Raw genomic sequence first — 17,125 nt, 5'->3', positions numbered from 1 at the left:
ATGAAAATTTATACTCGAACTGGCGATGCGGGGCAAACAGGCGTAATCGGTGGCCGTGTGGATAAAGATGATGATCGTGTTGAGGCTTATGGCACAACGGATGAACTGAATTGTTATGTGGGTCAGGCGATGAGCTTTATGGATCCTGAGAAGTACCCCGATTTACTCCCGGATTTGCTGCAGGTGCAGCATGAGTTGTTTGATTGCGGTTCAGACCTCGCTCTCTTGAAGCAAGAGCTGCGCCCTTATAAAGTAACCGCAGAAATGGTCGATATGCTGGAGACTTGGATTGATAAATACGATGCCGAAACACCGGATATTACACGATTCATTTTGCCGGGCGGAGGTACTGTATCATCCACACTTCATGTTTGCCGTACCGTATGCCGTAGAGCAGAACGCAGGGTGGTAACGCTTGCGCGAACACAAGCAATTAATCCAGAAGTGCGCAGATACTTGAACCGACTGTCCGATTTGTTCTTCACCATTGCCCGCACTGCGAATCACCGTGAAGGTATTACAGATGTGGAGTATGTGCGCAGCGCTGAGGTGTTTAGACGCAAATCATGAGTTATTATGAACCGTTAGTATACATCGTACCGCCGGAGGAAGAGGGCTTCATTCTCAAAACGGTGCTGCAAAAAAGGTTGATGGTCTCTCGCAAATTGCTATCCCGCATTAAATTAACCGAGAAGGGCATAACGGTGAATGGGGTTAGACAATATATCAATATTAAGGTGAAGGCTGGCGATCGTGTAGAGATTCGTATGGAAGAAGAGCAGTCTGAGGATATCTTGCCGCAGGATATCCCTCTGCACATTCTGCATGAGGATGAGCATCTATTGATACTAGCTAAAGATGCCGGTATCATCGTACATCCGACGCATGGGCATTATTTGAACACGATCGCCAATGGCGTCGTGTATCACTGGCAGCAAGCGGGTATTACGTGCCGTTTCCGTCCCGTGCATAGGCTTGACCAAGAAACCTCAGGTGTTTTGGCAATCGCAAAGACACCCTATGTGCACCAGCAAATATCAGAGCAGATGATTCAGCATCAGGTGAAAAAAGAATACCTGGCCTTTGTGTGGGGCTTCGTCACAGCGAAAAGCGGAACGATCAATGAACCCATTGATCGCGATCCTGAACTTCCGCATGTTCGTATCGTTACCCCGGGCGGTTATTCGGCAGTAACTCATTATGAGGTCGTGGAACAATTCGCGCATGCCGCTTTAGTTCGAATATGGCTTGAAACCGGTCGGACACATCAAATTCGTGTGCATATGCGCCATTTGGGACATCCGCTGCTCGGAGATAAAATGTATACACTTCCAGAGTTTGAGCAGAGTTTATCAGCAGTAGAAGTCAATGAACGACTGGGTCGTCAGGCTTTGCACGCTTATAAACTGGGCTTTGTGCATCCAGGAACAAGGGAGTGGACGGAGTTTAATGCTCCACTGCCTGCAGATTTATCTGTTTTACAGGCATGGCTGAAAGAAAGCAACTAGATAAACAGAAACCATCCCTTGTGTAGGATGGTTTTTCTTTGTTATAACTTGACTTTCCTTATCAATTCGATCAGAATTTTAAGTAGTTCGTTTCATATCAACTTAGACTTAAAGGAGCTTTAAACATCATGGGAGTAAAAGTATTTTGTTACGATAAATGCGGGACATGCCGTAGTGCCGTAAAGTGGTTGAAAGATCATCATGTAGATATTACAGAAAATGTCGCTTTATTCGATACGCCGCCCTCTGCCAAGGAATTGGCTAAGCTGCTTAGTGATAGCGGTCTGGAAATCAAAAAGTTTTTTAATACGTCCGGAGAAGTATATAAAGAGATGAGTCTGAAAGACAAACTTCCAAACATGTCGCAAGAGCAAATGCTCGCATTGCTTGCCTCGAACGGCAGGTTGATTAAGCGTCCAATCGTAACCGATGGCCATAAAGTAACAGTAGGCTTCAAGGAAGCAGTGTATGACGAAGTATGGGCGAAGGGGTGATCTTAGGTTGGAAGAGAAGAAGAAACGGTCAGGTAAAAAGTCACCACTAGCCATTGGTGGTTTCATAGCTGTTCTATTATCCCAAGGGAAGCTGCTCTTAGGCTTACTAAAGCTTGGTAAAGCTGGCGGAGCCATCATCTCGATGTTCATTACAATTTGGGCCTATGCCTATCTCGCCCCATTGCCCTTTGCGATTGGTATTGTTCTGATGATTCTGATTCATGAGCTCGGTCATGTTTTCGCTGCCAAGATGAAGGGGCTTCCAGTGTCAGCGCCAGTATTTATTCCTTTTCTTGGAGCACTGATTACAATGAAAAAGAATCCTACCGATGCAGCAACAGAAGCGTTTATTGGCATAGGAGGCCCTATTCTTGGGACCGTTGGTGGCGTGGCCGCTTTTGGTTTGGGTGTATATACCGATTCTCCTGTCATTGTTTCGGTTGCCTATGCCGCATTCTATTTAAACTTAATTAATTTACTCCCTATTCATCCTTTAGATGGTGGGCGAATTTCTACAGCAGTAACTCGTTGGTTATGGATTCTAGGTTTAATCGGCGGTTTGGTATTTATTTTCTATATAAATAGCCGTGTAAGTCAACTTATTTTCTTTGCCATATGGGCCATGTTTGCTTGGGATTTGTATAAAAAATACGTGAAATTCAGAAATCGAGAAGAGCTTCTTTCAGTTTCGACTCGGTTTGATTTTGCGGCTGATCATCTGCTCCAGCAGGGATATATCATTCCAGGTGAAAATCACACACGAGATTTAGAATATACGACTTACTCGGATTTGCAGGGCCCGGGGGAAAGTAGACAAACCATAGTGATGTACTGGCAGGGGATCGGGTTCGAGGGCCATGCTTTATTGCCTCAGCAATCCATCATTAAAAGAGTGCAGTTAATCAAAGTGGAACGTATGCAGAAAGAAAATGGGTTTAATTTAGGGTTACAAATTAAAGTGGATTATTCACCTCTAGGGATACAGGAGCGTTACTATGATGTTCCTGCGAAAACACGCTGGAAATTCGGGATCGCTTATCTTGCGCTCGTTTTATTTTTGCTTTATATGATAAGACTTGTTCATCAAGTGGGAATTATCGACTAAAGTTTCAAGTTCTACCCCTATTAATTACTGATATGAAGTGAATTCATCATAAAGAGGATATAAACCATGAAAATTACAGGATCGAAGAGACTTGGTCAACTAGGATCAGCTATTTTTTCAGAAGTAGCAGATTGGAAGAGAGAGGTTATGAACCAAGGGGTAGACGTCATAGATTTAGGTATAGGAAGCCCTGATCTACCTCCTTCTGATCGAATTATTGAAGCGATTACTGAAGCCGTTCGTAACCCCGCGCATTACGGTTATCCAACATCGGAAGGAAGTTTAGCGTTTCGAGAAACGGTTGCCAGATGGTACCGCTATAGATTCGGTGTGGAGCTGAGTCCGGAAAGTGAAATATTGACTCTGATGGGCTCACAAGATGGTCTTGCTCACTTAGCGCTTTCACTCTGTGATCCTGGGGACATTGCTATTGTCCCTGATCCAGGTTACCCCATATATTCGGCAAGTCTCGTGCTGGCGGGAGTCGAACCTTACTTGTTGCCGCTGCGCGCAGAACAAAACTTTTTACCCCAGTTAGAGGACATTCCAGTAGACGTGGCTGCTAAGGCTAAATTCATCCTGCTTAACTATCCAAGCAACCCATTGTCTGCTGTTGCAGATCGCGCTTTCTTTGAGCATTTGATTACCTATGCCAAGAAGCATGACTTGCTTGTCGTACACGATCTTGCCTACTCCGAAATGGCTTTTGACGGCTACCGGCCTATCAGCATTTTGGAGATTGAAGGCGCTAAGGAGGTTGCTGTCGAGTTTCATTCACTGTCAAAAAGTTTTAATATGGCAGGTTGTCGAATCGCTTTCCTAACCGGAAATGCAGGCGCAGTGAATGCTCTTAAAACACTGAAATCCAACATCGATTACGGTGTATTCAGTGCCATTCAAGCGGCTGGAATTGCAGCATTAGAGGAAGACATGGAGCATAATCACTCCGTTGCCCATGTATATGAAAGAAGACGAAATGTGTTGATCTCGGCACTAGCGGAAGCGGGTTGGATCATACCACCACCCAAGGCAACCATGTTCATCTGGGCTCCGATTCCAAAAGGATGGACATCTCGACAAATTTCCCGGGAAATGTTATATCATGCTGGTGTTGTCGTTATTCCTGGAGATGCTTTCGGGGCCGAGGGAGAAGGCTTTGTACGAATCGCATTGGTACAAGAAGAGGGTCGATTACTTGAGGCGGCAAAGCGAATAAGAGATTGGCTTCGTACATTAGAATGAAAATTAGAGATTTTGGTAAAAATAGGAGAATGAGAGACATATAGATGTTTACGTAATGAAATAAAACTTATTTGTTGAAAGGGGTAAGCATATGGATGCCATTTCCTCATTATCGGAGCTTTTAGCTGAGCAGAAGCCTTCATCGTTCGTAGAAATTCCCGGAATTTTGGGGCAAACTTTTGGGCAAGCGACAATTGCAGCTACACTGCCTATGAGCAAACTATTTTCAATCTATGAAGTTGATTTAGAAGTTCAACGTGCGATTATTCCGCGTAATCTTTCTAAACTAATTGATTACGTTAATTTGTATTTAGAAGATCGCCAACCTATTTATTTCCCGGGAATCATTTTCTCAGCAAGAGGTGCAGGTCATTATGACGAAGATCAACAATCGCTTCGTTTGCAGCCTATTGAGAAATTGTATGTTGTGGATGGTCAGCATCGTTTGGCCGCTTTCCAACGCATTATGGAGACGTTACAAAGTCAAATGGCTCGTGCCAAGGATCGTCGTGAGTACGACAAGATGGAAGAGATCACAGAGAAGCTGCGCCGTTTGTACGCTTTCCCTATCTCAACCATGACCTATTTGGACATTAATGCTCGTCAAGAGCGTCAGTTGTTCTCCGACATCAATAAGCTTCCGCGCAAGCTTGGCGGCAACCTGGCGGTACTTCGCGATCAGCGCAGATTCTATCACGTGGCTGCGTCGGAGCTTGCAGCCAAAGCGCCAGCTATGCAGAAGTTGACCGTAGATATGTTCTCTGAACGCGGGAAGTCACCTGAGTATTTGTTCTCCTATCACTTGCTGATCGAAATATTGATTGCTTTGTTTGAAGGCAGAATGAAATCAGCAGCGCGTAATAATGGCTATCAATATGAGGATAAAGAGCTGCAAGATCTTGTATCCTTGGCGGGAACCTATTTCAATGGTTTACTGAATTACTTGCCTGAACCAGCTAAGGGTGAAATTGTATGGTCTGAGAACATCCAAATTGCACTAGCCATGTTTATGCATGAAGAAGCTACGAAACCAGGTAAATTTAATCGTTATGCACTTGAGCACGTATTGAAAATACTTCCTCATGTGAATTTTAACAACATTTACGCGGGTGAAGAGAAGGATCGGTTGCCGAGACGGACTCGCATTATGAAAGCCTACAACCATATCAAAAACTTTTATCAAGATCAGAATGCATTTCTAATCAGCGATGCCGATTCTTACAATTCCAAGGAGGACGTGAGCTAATGGAAGGATTACGCCTTAAGATGACCATTCATCCTTTTTGCGATAAGTTCGGACTTTCAACTGTAGCTTTACGCGTTCAGGATCTGTTGAATTATACGATGATTGACCCTATGGTTCAGCGTAAGCTGAGCAATATGCAAAGACGCAAAATCTCTACCTATTTGCAGGAGCGCGAACTCGATCATGTGTTCTTCGGACCTGTTACGCTGTCATTGCGTGAAGTGAATCAACTGTCCAAGGGTGAGAAGGAATTCCTTCTGAAGCATGGATCCAAGCTGTCTATTTTAGACGGCCAGCATCGTATCCTAGCCCTAGGCTATGTGAATGATCAGATGCAAAAGGAAGTTAGACGGTATGAGAAGAAATTAGTGGTGCTAAAGATCAAACAACGGAAGTTTCCAGAGGATGCTGAAATTAGGCAAGAGGTTGAGGAAACTGAAGGTACAATTAATCAGCTTGAGGGAAGACGTCTAGATTTGATGGAAACACAGCTTGCTGTGCAAATCTATATAGGCTTAACTGAAGAAGAAGAGCAGCAGTTGTTCGGCGATATTAACTCCAAAGTACAGCTGGTGAGTAAAGAGCTTGGTCATTCCTTCGATTCCATTGATCCGTTAAATCTGGTTATTCAACAGGTTGTCGATCATAATGTGTATCTTAAAGCAGCGGGTGTTGAGCGTCGCAACAATTTGACTTCGTTTAATCGTAACTTTACGTGTTTTAGTTGGTTATATGCGACAGCAACGATGCTTTTTTCAGGCAGAATGCAGCCATCGTATGAGCTTCAGCGTAAAATTCGCCACGATCCATCGACGTATGTAGAAATATTGCACCAATTTTTTAATACGGTCCTTCCGATGATGCCAGAGCAGCCGGGCTTGGCGCAGTATACATCTGCAAATCGTGTGATTCAAGAAAGTATTGCGCTGTATGCCAATCGCTTCTTATTCCCGAATGGAGAGTATAACGAGGAGTGGACGAATTCTTTGCAGCTTCTGGAAGGCTTCGATTGGTCGCATGACAATGAAGAATTGATCTACGTTTTTGGTGCGTTGGATAATGGTAAGATCAATCTTATCCACGAGAAATCGCTGAAAAAGCATGTGAAGCTTGTTCAATTCTTCCTTGAAGGCACGGATAGCGGAAGTACGGATGAGGAAGATGTGGCTTCGTCAGCTTCATAAAAACCAACAAAAGACAAATGAGAGATGGATCTCATTTGTCTTTTTGCTGTGTTTCATTCCTTCCATTTTTGACCATACTGCTTAATGTAGCTACTTAACTAGCAGGAGGGTATCCCAGACCATGTTGGCCGTTCATCAACGTATGGCGGAGTTATGGACATTACGCAGAGCGCGAGAGTTAACACGAGCAGAGCAAGATGAATTACTGCTGTGTATGGAAGCTAACGCGACATATGTATGGAACCGTTTGAAGCTGGAAAATTTATCGCTCTGTGCTTCGCTCACTGGAGACTATGATTGGCTGCATGAAATTTGCGAGCGCATCGAAAAGCTTGAACCCAAGCACTGACCTATCCGGGTCGGTGCTTTTTTCCTTTTCTGCAAGAGAGTGGACGGGTATAATGGTAGTAGTCTAAATCTAAGGAGATGTGACATGGTAAGCTGGTTCAAGCAATTGTGGGGGGCTCCCCATAATAAATTCTTTCTTCTGGGTTTACTGCTATTAACCGCGTTATTACTAAGATTATATCTAGCTCCCCTCTGGGTGGGCTATGATACTGACGTACGGACGTTCCTAGCGTGGTCGGATCGCGCATATTCAGTAGGTTTATCCGGATTGTACACGAACGCCAAAGACTACTTTCTCGATTATCCTCCTGGGTATATGTATGTGCTATATCTCGTTGGCTTATTGCACCACAAGCTGTCGATTCCCTGGGAGAGTGCAGGGTCATTGATCATTCTGAAGCTTCCTGCCATACTGGCTGACCTAGTCACGGCTTACCTCTTGTTTCAGCTAGCGGTTAGTCGCTCGGGCGGGGCACGAACATGGATACATGCCATTCTAATTGCTGCTTTATTTGCCTTCAATCCAGCGATTTGGTCGAACTCCGCGATATGGGGACAGGTTGACTCCTTTTTTATGTTATTTATTCTTGCAACTTTGTTACTACAACAGCGGGGGAAACTCCCACAAGCCGCGGTTTTTATAGCACTAGCGCTTCTTCTTAAGCCACAGGCACTTCTTTTCGGTATTTTTCTACTTATCGACGTTTTACGAAAGCGCAGCATGATGGTATTGTTGTTGAGTGTTCTAAGTGGAGCTGCAACGATGGCCGTGATTTCACTCCCTTTTGCCATTGGCAGAGGGTATGGCTGGTTGATTGCACTATACTCAGGCACCTTAGCTTCATATCCGTATGCCTCTTTGAACGCGTTCAATCTTATGGCACTATTAGGTGGCAATTTTATCGATATGAATAGCAGTATCCTGCACATCTCTTACCAATTGATTGGGTGGGTGCTGATGGTGTTATCCATCGTCTATGTGTGCTATTTATATGTTCGCAGCAAAGGACGTCGTGGCGCCTTACTGTATGTGGCTTTCTTATTTATCACGGCCGTTTTCATATGTATGACCAAAATGCACGAGCGCTATTTGCACTATGGGTTATTACTCGCGCTGACCAGCTTCATATACTTAAAGGATCGCCGGATTCTGTGGCTTTTTATTGGTTTTAGCATCACTCATTTTATAAATATAGCCGATGTGCTTTTACGCAGTTTTCATCAGGATTATCACATTCCGCGATATGATCCTTTGATGTTGGCTGTTTCGGCCATCAATGTTATGATGTTTGCTTATGCATGTTTATTGGGATGGAGGCTTTTCGTGGTATCACAACAAGCACAGAAGGTGGAGGAGCCAGTTCCGCTGCCAACAGAGCAAGAAATTCACACAGAGTCCGAACGGTGGAATGCGATTTTCAAACCAAGTAGGGATGAGGTGGAAAGAAGCACAAGGGGACGTTTTTTCACGAAAAAGGATGCGCTTTATCTTGGCGCTTTAGTATTGGTCTATACGATAATTGCTTTGTTCCATCTAGGTGGGCATAAGGCTCCTACAACGTTCTGGAAGCCAACAAGCGCAGGAGAAACGGTCATTGCTGACCTTGGAGGCTCGCACAACATTACGAGAATTAACACCTTTGCAGGCGTAGGTGAAGGGTCTTATTCATTCTGGTTTTCACAGGACGGTACGCAGTGGCAGGATCAACTAGCGGTGAAATCCGACCACACCAAGGTATTCACTTGGAACACAGTCGAGCCTAAGAAAGATGCGCGTTACGTTAAAATGGTTATTGATGCCCAGGAAGGGGCGGCGCTGCATCTTCATGAAATTGGTATTTTTGGAGATGGCAGCCCAGCTATCTTACCGATTGCTAAGGTATCCGAACAAGATGTAAACGCGGCTGATGAAGGTAAGACAGCTAATTTGTTCGATGAGTCTACCATAGTACCGTACACGCCTACATATATGAATGGGTCCTACTTTGATGAGATCTATCATGCAAGAACCGCCTATGAGCATCTTCACCAAATAGAGCCGTATGAAAGCACGCATCCACCACTTGGTAAAATACTAATGTCTATTGGCATTTATGTGTTTGGATTGAATCCGTTTGGTTGGAGAATCATCGGAACGCTGTTCGGCGTCGGCATGATTCCAATTATGTATGTGTTCGCTAAGCGAATGTTCGGCCGTTCGGAATACGCCTTTATTGCTGCTTTCTTGCTTACCTTTGATTTCATGCACTTTGCGCAGACACGAATCGCGACGATAGATGTTTACGGCGTATTCTTCATCATGCTGATGTTCTATTTCATGCATCGTTACACAACGCTTAGCTTTTTCAGGGAAAAGCTTTGGACTACGTTAATCCCTTTAGGGCTATCAGGTCTTTTCTTCGGAATTGGAGCTGCATCCAAGTGGATTGTTATCTATGGCGGTGCAGGACTTGCGGTACTGCTGCTATTATCCTTATTAGAGCGATTCAACGAATATCGATTCGCACGAAGATTGCTGCGTGAGGCGGAGAATGAGCCACCACTTACAGAACCGGAGCGCAGCCGACTGCAGCTTGTAGAGAAGCTTTTCATACGAAACACGCTGTTTACTTTACTCTGGTGCGTACTCATGTTCGTCATTGTACCTCTAGGTGTTTATACGTTATCCTATATTCCGTTCATGATGGTTCCCGGGCCAGGGCACAATCTGAAGGATGTGGTCACTTATCAGGTCCACATGTACAAATATCATAAAGATTTGGTCGCAACGCATCCTTTCTCTTCCCCATGGTGGGAGTGGCCGATGATGCTCCGCCCGATCTGGTATTATCAAGCTAAACTGATGCCGCAAGGCATGCTTTCGAGCATCGTCTCGTTCGGGAATCCGCTAGTTTGGTGGCCGGGCTTCATTGCCGTCATCCTTTCGTTTTATGTGGCAATTACACGTAAAGATAAGTTGCTGCGGATGCTGCTAATCGCTTACTGCTCACAATATTTACCATGGATATTAGTGCCAAGGCTCACATTTATTTATCACTATTTTGCGATGGTGCCATTCCTTGTGCTGATCTTGACCTATTACATCAAAGAGTATTTAGAAGAAGGACCACTTCAAAAGAGAAGATGGGTTTACGGATATTTAATTGCCGTATTCGTTCTATTTGTTCTCTTTTATCCGATTCTTTCGGGGATGATCATCCCATCTAAATTTTCCTTCTTCCTCCGGTGGCTGCCGGGTTGGAATTTCTTTTAAACAAAAAGTATTGACGTTCATAGTCTTTTTTTCATCCCAACCCTAATGGAGAGTGATTCAAATGGCTAAAGTGGAAGCCTCATATACAGGCGTTTTAAAAGCTTTCCTCGACCTGCTCCCGCAAAAAGGCCTTGAGTGCAAAGTCGTGCTTCCATTAGCTGTTGGAGGGACGATTTCTCACTTGCTTGCGATAGATTACGCGCTCAAACCAGTACTTTCTGCATTAGGTGCGCGGAACATTCTGCAAGGTGTATATGTGTACTTGATAAGCAAGTGACGTGGGGTGATCGAGGACAGGCCATCTTGGGCGATGAAATTGCAGATCGATTGCAAGAATCCGTGACTGAATTTATTCAAGAAATTAAATGGCATACGAGCCGATAAAAACAAATAAATAATGGAAAACTGCTGCTGGTACCTTTTACTAGTAGTGGTTTTTTGTGTTCGGACCAACCCTTCCCATGCTATACTAGTCGTAGAACTTATACGTTATGATTTATAGAATAGGAGCGATTATTTTGTCCGAAACATCATCTGAATCTGTGCTGCTTGTCGATGGCATGGCTTTATTATTTCGTGGTTATTACGCCACTTCTTCCAGTGGTTACATTATGAGAACAAGTGCCGGCATGCCGGTTAACGGGGTTTATGGTTTTCTTAAATATTTCCTAGATGCGATTCAGACGTTCAAACCTACACATGTTGTTTGCTGCTGGGATATGGGAAGTAAGACGTTTCGTACCGAGAAATTTGATAATTACAAAGCGAATCGCGGACCTGCTCCTGAGGAGTTGATTCCTCAGTTTGATTTAGTGAAGGAAGTAACGGCCAGCTTCAACATTCCAAACGTGGGTGTTATCGGATACGAAGCGGATGATTGCATAGGCACATTGGCAAGTACATATAGTCCATCTACGAAGGTACAGATTCTAACAGGCGATCACGATATGCTTCAGCTTGTAAATGAGAATACGGAAGTTATTATTATGAAAAAAGGTCAATCCAACTATATGGTGTATACACTCGAGACCTTGATGGAAGAGAAAAGTTTAACACCTGCTCAAATTATCGATCTAAAGGGTTTAACAGGAGATACGGCGGATAACTATCCAGGGGTAAAAGGAATTGGTGAGAAAACAGCGACCAAACTGCTCATGGAATATCAGGACATCGCCGGGATTTTGGAAAATTTAGCGCTACTGCCGAAAGGTGTTCGCGCCAAAATTGAAGCCGAGATCGACATGCTGCATTTATCACGTGATTTGGCTACGATTCGTTTGGATGCGCCTGTCGCTTGTGCGCTGGAAGAATGCGGCTGGTCGATGGAGCGGGAGAAGGTTATTAGCAAGTTCGAGGAATTGGAATTCAAAGGTTTGATGAGATTAATTGGTTAAACAAATAGAGCAGGGACAGGGCATAAGAATGAGCCGTTGTCCCTGTTTTTTTTACGTTCAGGTTAGTCACTCCTTCATATGTAAAAACCCAAAAATGATGATCCATTTTGGAAAATGCAGGTTGTTAGTTGCCAATTTAATGATGATTTTAATTTTTAATGATTTATTTTTTGAAAGGGCTTCCATACGATAGGAGGAGGATTCACTCTACAGCAGAATAAAGCAGCGAACTTGGTGGGAGTGACAATTGAGAAGAGGTGTTGTTGTTGTGACGAGAGCGTTTGGTAAAAAAAACAGTTTACGATTAATTCGCGTACTTAACATCGTACTCGCGATGACTTTGATCATCGCCTGGGTACCGCTATGGTCCCCAGTACATGCTGAAGAAGACGGTGCTGGTGCAGATGCAGCAGCAACAGGAACGCCAGGTGGGGTGGATGCCAGTGCATTAAGATTATGGCTTAAAGCTAATCCGGACAGCGTAACTCATAATGCCAATGGCGATGTTACAGAATGGAGAGACAGCAGTTCGAACGGAAATAAATTTATAAATGACGGTACAATCGTCGGAACCGCGATTCGTCCTAAACCAAAGTTTGTAAGCTCTATTGACCCTAAAGCCATAAATTTTCAACCCACAATTAAATTTGGCCGTAGCGGGTCAAGTATTTTACAAGATGTTGACGGCCTGTTCGCAGACAATGAAATAGTTAATAATGCGAGTGTTTACGCCGTAACGGGGGGATTGTCTAGGTCAGACCAGAGCTCTCTTGTTTTTTATCAAACCTTAAAAAATAACATGAAATTAGGGGCGTTTATCCCGAATTATTCCACAAATACCAAATTGAGTACGTCTTATTTTGATGCGGGTGCTACTGCATCGGGAACTGGAGATCCGAGAATAAGTGCAGCTTATCAAATTCCCTTATTGAATTATAACGTATGGGGATTCAATTTTGATGCGAATAGGGCGGTCGGGAACGCGGTCTATCAGTCTATTTCCCTCGATGGTAAGGTGGTAGCTGAGTCGACTAGCCCCCGTCTTCCGATTGTTGGAGCGATTACTCCTATGGTTCTCGGTTCCAATGGCTCAGGAGCTGGAGGTTTTGGCTACGATGGACAAGTCGGTGAAATGATCATTTTCACCAATCCACTCACGACGACGCAGAGGCGTCAGGTAGAATCGTATTTGGCCATCAAGTTCGGTACTCCTCTTAAAGAGGGTAATTACTTGTCCGCTGGTTTCTCACCGCAGGTTGTTTGGGATGCAGCCGTTAATGCTGAATTCGGAAACAATGTAGCTGGCATAGGGCTTGATCAAATAGGAGCGCTGGACCAAAAGCAAAGCCGAAGCAGTGATGGTCCTGCTGCATCTCAAGTATTAATCAGCGCGAAGCAAGCGTTAACGGATAAGCAATATCTGCTCTGGGGCGATAATGAAAGTGCAAGCCCATCAACATCCTATGGGCAGGGCTTTAAGAAGTTGGCACGTACATGGAAGGTACAGAATACTGGAAATGTCGGGCAAGTGCAAATAGCCATTCCCAAAAGTGTAATTCCACTAGGAGGTGTGCTGTTAAAAAGTGATAGCAGCGGTTTCGCGAATACGACGCCAATTCCAATGAGTTTGGCTCAAGTTGGGGGAGCAGATTATTACGTTGCCGAAGCAACTTTATCCAATGGCACCTATTTCACCTTCGCTGAGAAGTTACCGGAAATTCAACTTTCCTCACTCGAACTATGGGTTGGAACCCAACAAATTACAATGAACACACCATTCGTTCCATTCAAGTCAAACGGGTACGAGGCTGTTGTTTCGCAAAACACGGAGAACATCCGAGTAACTGCACAAGCGGAAGCTGGAGCCGCAGTGAAGATAACTTTGAACAATTATGTAAACTCTGGGATGTCGGTGACGGATCCCACCCAAATACCGTTAGTGCCGGGAGTAAACAAACTAACCATCAGTCTGTCAAAGGATGATGCAATAAATGAGTATCATGTTGACTTGATCCGCCGTTTGTCTAAAGGGGAGAACGGCAAAATCGATCTTTATGCAGGAACTGTCACGGCTAGTTCGTATCAGCCGAATACGACTAATATCCCTACCAATGTAGTGGATGGTATTTTGACAGATGATAACCGTTGGTCGGCCTCCGGTCAAGGAGAATGGCTACAATTCGACTTGGGACAACCTGAGACAGTTACGTACTTAGATATTGCTTACTTAAGCGCAAGAGAACGGCAGTCCAATTTCGAAATATTAGGCTCAAATGATCCTGAATTTGCGACGAGCGAAATTTTATTACCAAAAAGAAAGAGTCGAGCTCTTCTACCTACGGATGCAGCTATGCAATCCTATGTTTTGACAAACCCAATTTCTGCACGTTATTTGCGAATTGTTGGATATGGTAACACCGCCAGTGGGAGTTCGGGTAACTGGAATAGTATTATAGAAACTGCACTATTTACGGGAATAGCCCCTAATATTGTTGAACCTGTGGAACCAAGTGGACCTCTGCAAGCAGGCGATAAACCTGTGGGCGATTTGCCACCGCTGAAAGTTGTGAAAGTGAGTACTGCTGAGCAACTGCAGAATGGGCTTGAACAAGCTGCCAAAGGAACGGTAATCGAGCTTCAAAACGGGATTTATGAACAGAACGGACCGTTTGTAGTGAAAGATAAGCAGGGTACGGCTGTACTTCCGATTCGTATTATTGCGGCGGAGCAGGGTAAGGCAGTTATTACAGGTAATAGCTATATGCACATTGAAAATTCTAACTATATTGAAGTATCGGGACTTACATTCCGAAATGGAATTGGGACAACCGTGAAAGACCAGACGCTGAATTACAGAGGAGTGGACCCTGACCTTGTTTCTACTTTGACGGGTGTACACCCGGGTGTTGAACTGCATAACTCTAGCAATGTGACTATTCTGCGCAACACCTTTGCACTTGACGAGACTGGTCAGCCTTTCCGATTTACCATTACTGAAAATACGATAAGCAAAACAGTTTGGTGTTTAATTGGGGTTGAATATAGCTGTCGATATGGCGGCGGAAGCACATACACGCCTGACGGAGCTGTATATGTCGGAGATACCCCTCATACAAATCCCACTCTGGAGACCGACAACGGAACCAACCGACATTATATCCGTGTTGAGGGCATAAGCAGCCATAACCGGATTGCTTACAATGATATTGGTCCTAAGAAAGGGTTCGGCGCAGTGATCACATATAACGGAGAGCCGGGGTATACGGTTTCGGAGTACGATGTGATCGAGTACAATCATTTCCACGACATTGGTCCACGCGTGTCAAATGGCTTGGAAGCAATTCGCCTCGGATTATCCGGGTTGTCTCTGGCTTCTGGTCATATGATCATTCAGTATAATTTGTTCGACGGGCTCAATGCTGAAGATGAGATTATCTCCGTGAAGAGCAGTGATAATATAATCCGCTACAATACGGTTCGAAATTCGTTCGGAGGTATCGTCGCACGACACGGGCATCGCAACAGCTTTTATGGCAATTTCATTATCGGCGATGGTAAGAAGGCTGGAATGAGCGGATTTCGTATTTATGGTAATGATCATAAAATTTATAACAACTATATGGAAGGACTTACCAACAGAATTATTCAGCTTGACGGGGGCACCGTAGACGCAGGTTTGGACGGCGGCATCAATCCAACTGTTAAATGGGGAGAAGGACCGGATCAGTCAGCGTTGTTAAGAACGCTGTCGGAAGAGCGCCAGACAGAGCTTTTACGTGGGCACTGGCGCCAGTACAACGTACAAATATTTAACAATACAATGGTAAATGTCGGAAACAACACGAACGGCTTCTATATTGGCGGAAGAACCTTCCAGCCAGTTGGAACGAAGATCTACAACAATCTGGTCTTTAGCAACGCAGGCACGATATTTAATGAAACATCCTTAATAAAGGATATAGATCGACCGACTTATGTCGGCAACATGGTGGACGGAATTGCAGCGGTATCCGCTAATGCAACCGTTATCGGCTCGACATATAAAGGAGATCTAAAGCTGGTTCGCAATAGCGATGGTTTAATCCGACTATCAGGGCTCAGTCCGGCCATCGATGCGTCGCAGAGCATGTATGTTGCCCTGGAGGACATGGACGGACAAACGAGACGTATGATTTCCGATGCAGGAGCTGACGAATATGCACCTGGAATCACGCCAACCAATAGACCGCTGACAGCGTCTGCTGTCGGACCGAATGTAGGTTTGACGGGTCCAATTGAAGAAACCGAGCCAGGTTTGAGCGATCTCCAGCTGAAGCCGGATCTCACGCTGAGTCCAAATTTCACTTCAAATGTAACCTACTACACGGTAACAGTTCCTTCAGGAACAAACAGCCTGAAGCTCATCCCTGCCACGCTAACAAATGATTCAGTTGTGATGGTAAGTGTGGATGGCAATGCACGTCAATCTGTCTCTAACGGGGAAGAAAGCAATTCGTTGGACATTGGTCAAAATGGGAGCGTTATCCTGATTGAAGTAGCGCTGACTTCTGGGAAAAGCAAAGTGTACACTATTTTTGCAAGACGCCAGATGGATAATTCATCTTCATCGTCAGGGTCAACAGGATCATCAACGTTGCCAACGATACCAGCTCCTGTGCCGATACAAGTACCTGCACCGCAGCCAATACCTCCGTCTCCGCCGAGGATAGGGGAAACCTTTGTCGATGTTGTCTCCCATTGGTCGTCAGAAGCAGTTTCCAAAGCTACTGCAAGGGGTATTGTGCACGGTTATGAAGATGGCAGTTTCAAGCCGGACGAACCAACGACAAGAATGCAATTTGCTACAATGCTGGTTCGCGCATTGGGCTTGAATATTAAATCTTCAGGACGAGAGTTCACTGACCAGGCAGATATCCCGGATTGGGCAACGGGTGAAGTGGCTGCAGCGCTTGATGCGGGAATTCTTCAAGGGTATGGAGATAATTCCTTGCGTCCCAATGTACCAATTAACCGGGCTGAGATGGTCATCATGCTTTTAAGAGCGTATCCACAAAGGGAAGATATGTCTGTTGCCCCATCCTTCAGCGATAGATCGCAAATTCCATCTTGGGCGGTTTCAGATGTATCTCATGCAGTAGCACTGGGTCTCGTCGATGGACGGGAGAACAACCGGTTTGCACCGATGGAAACGGCAACCAGATCTGAAGCCGTAACGGTAATCATACGTATGCTAGAGAAATAGAAACAGCAGGTTGAAATAAGACTACAGGAACCGCTTTTCCGAAGGAGGGCGGTCTTGTTGTTTTTATTGCCTGATCTGTGCGGCAGTTTGCCCAAAGAATGGATCGATA

At 44.7% G+C, this 17,125-nt stretch carries 12 protein-coding genes; all 12 read left to right on the top strand.

Going from position 1 to position 17,125, the window contains the following annotated elements; translation table 11 throughout:
• Positions 1-570: a cob(I)yrinic acid a,c-diamide adenosyltransferase gene (locus QFZ78_RS16765; protein WP_057304810.1), complete on the top strand. Its 570-nt coding sequence runs from the start codon at positions 1-3 to the stop codon at positions 568-570.
• Entirely contained in the window at positions 567-1,508 is a 942-nt protein-coding gene (locus QFZ78_RS16760; RefSeq protein ID WP_307549225.1) for an RluA family pseudouridine synthase, read from the top strand. Before QFZ78_RS16765 ends, QFZ78_RS16760 begins: the two co-directional genes overlap by 4 nt.
• A 128-nt stretch (positions 1,509-1,636) precedes the next feature.
• Positions 1,637-2,002: an arsenate reductase family protein gene (locus tag QFZ78_RS16755; protein WP_373459994.1), complete on the top strand. Its 366-nt coding sequence runs from the start codon at positions 1,637-1,639 to the stop codon at positions 2,000-2,002.
• Entirely contained in the window at positions 1,977-3,107 is a 1,131-nt protein-coding gene (locus QFZ78_RS16750) for a site-2 protease family protein (protein WP_307549224.1), read from the top strand. The genes QFZ78_RS16755 and QFZ78_RS16750 overlap by 26 nt, the downstream gene beginning before the upstream one ends.
• A gap of 66 nt (positions 3,108-3,173) precedes the next feature.
• The gene (locus QFZ78_RS16745) at positions 3,174-4,349 is read left to right on the top strand and encodes an aminotransferase class I/II-fold pyridoxal phosphate-dependent enzyme (protein WP_307549223.1); all 1,176 of its coding nucleotides are present in this window, start codon (positions 3,174-3,176) and stop codon (positions 4,347-4,349) included.
• Between the two features lie 91 nt (positions 4,350-4,440).
• Positions 4,441-5,595 (top strand): DNA sulfur modification protein DndB, encoded by a 1,155-nt coding sequence (locus tag QFZ78_RS16740; protein ID WP_307549221.1) that lies wholly within the window; start codon positions 4,441-4,443, stop codon positions 5,593-5,595.
• Positions 5,595-6,779 carry a DNA sulfur modification protein DndB gene (locus QFZ78_RS16735; protein WP_307549219.1) on the top strand — a complete coding sequence of 395 codons (1,185 nt, stop codon included), beginning with the start codon at positions 5,595-5,597 and terminating at the stop codon, positions 6,777-6,779. Before QFZ78_RS16740 ends, QFZ78_RS16735 begins: the two co-directional genes overlap by 1 nt.
• A gap of 121 nt (positions 6,780-6,900) precedes the next feature.
• Positions 6,901-7,128, top strand: a complete 228-nt coding sequence (locus QFZ78_RS16730; protein WP_029194101.1) for a DUF7667 family protein — start codon at positions 6,901-6,903, stop codon at positions 7,126-7,128.
• Between the two features lie 84 nt (positions 7,129-7,212).
• A complete protein-coding gene (locus tag QFZ78_RS16725; protein WP_307549216.1) occupies positions 7,213-10,380 on the top strand; it encodes a glycosyltransferase family 39 protein in 3,168 nt (1,055 codons plus the stop codon).
• 61 nt (positions 10,381-10,441) lie between these two features.
• Positions 10,442-10,657, top strand: a complete 216-nt coding sequence (locus QFZ78_RS16720; protein WP_373459995.1) for an NAD(P)H-dependent oxidoreductase — start codon at positions 10,442-10,444, stop codon at positions 10,655-10,657.
• Between the two features lie 214 nt (positions 10,658-10,871).
• Positions 10,872-11,774 carry a 5'-3' exonuclease gene (locus QFZ78_RS16715; RefSeq protein ID WP_307549214.1) on the top strand — a complete coding sequence of 301 codons (903 nt, stop codon included), beginning with the start codon at positions 10,872-10,874 and terminating at the stop codon, positions 11,772-11,774.
• A gap of 247 nt (positions 11,775-12,021) precedes the next feature.
• Positions 12,022-17,016 (top strand): S-layer homology domain-containing protein, encoded by a 4,995-nt coding sequence (locus tag QFZ78_RS16710; RefSeq protein WP_307549212.1) that lies wholly within the window; start codon positions 12,022-12,024, stop codon positions 17,014-17,016.
• Positions 17,017-17,125 lie beyond the last annotated feature (109 nt).

Origin of the sequence: Paenibacillus sp. V4I5, assembly GCF_030817255.1 — a bacterium.
GTDB lineage: Bacteria > Bacillota > Bacilli > Paenibacillales > NBRC-103111 > Paenibacillus_E.
The sequence above is the reverse complement of the archived record's forward strand: the minus strand, read 5'-3'. Positions and strand labels throughout refer to the sequence as shown.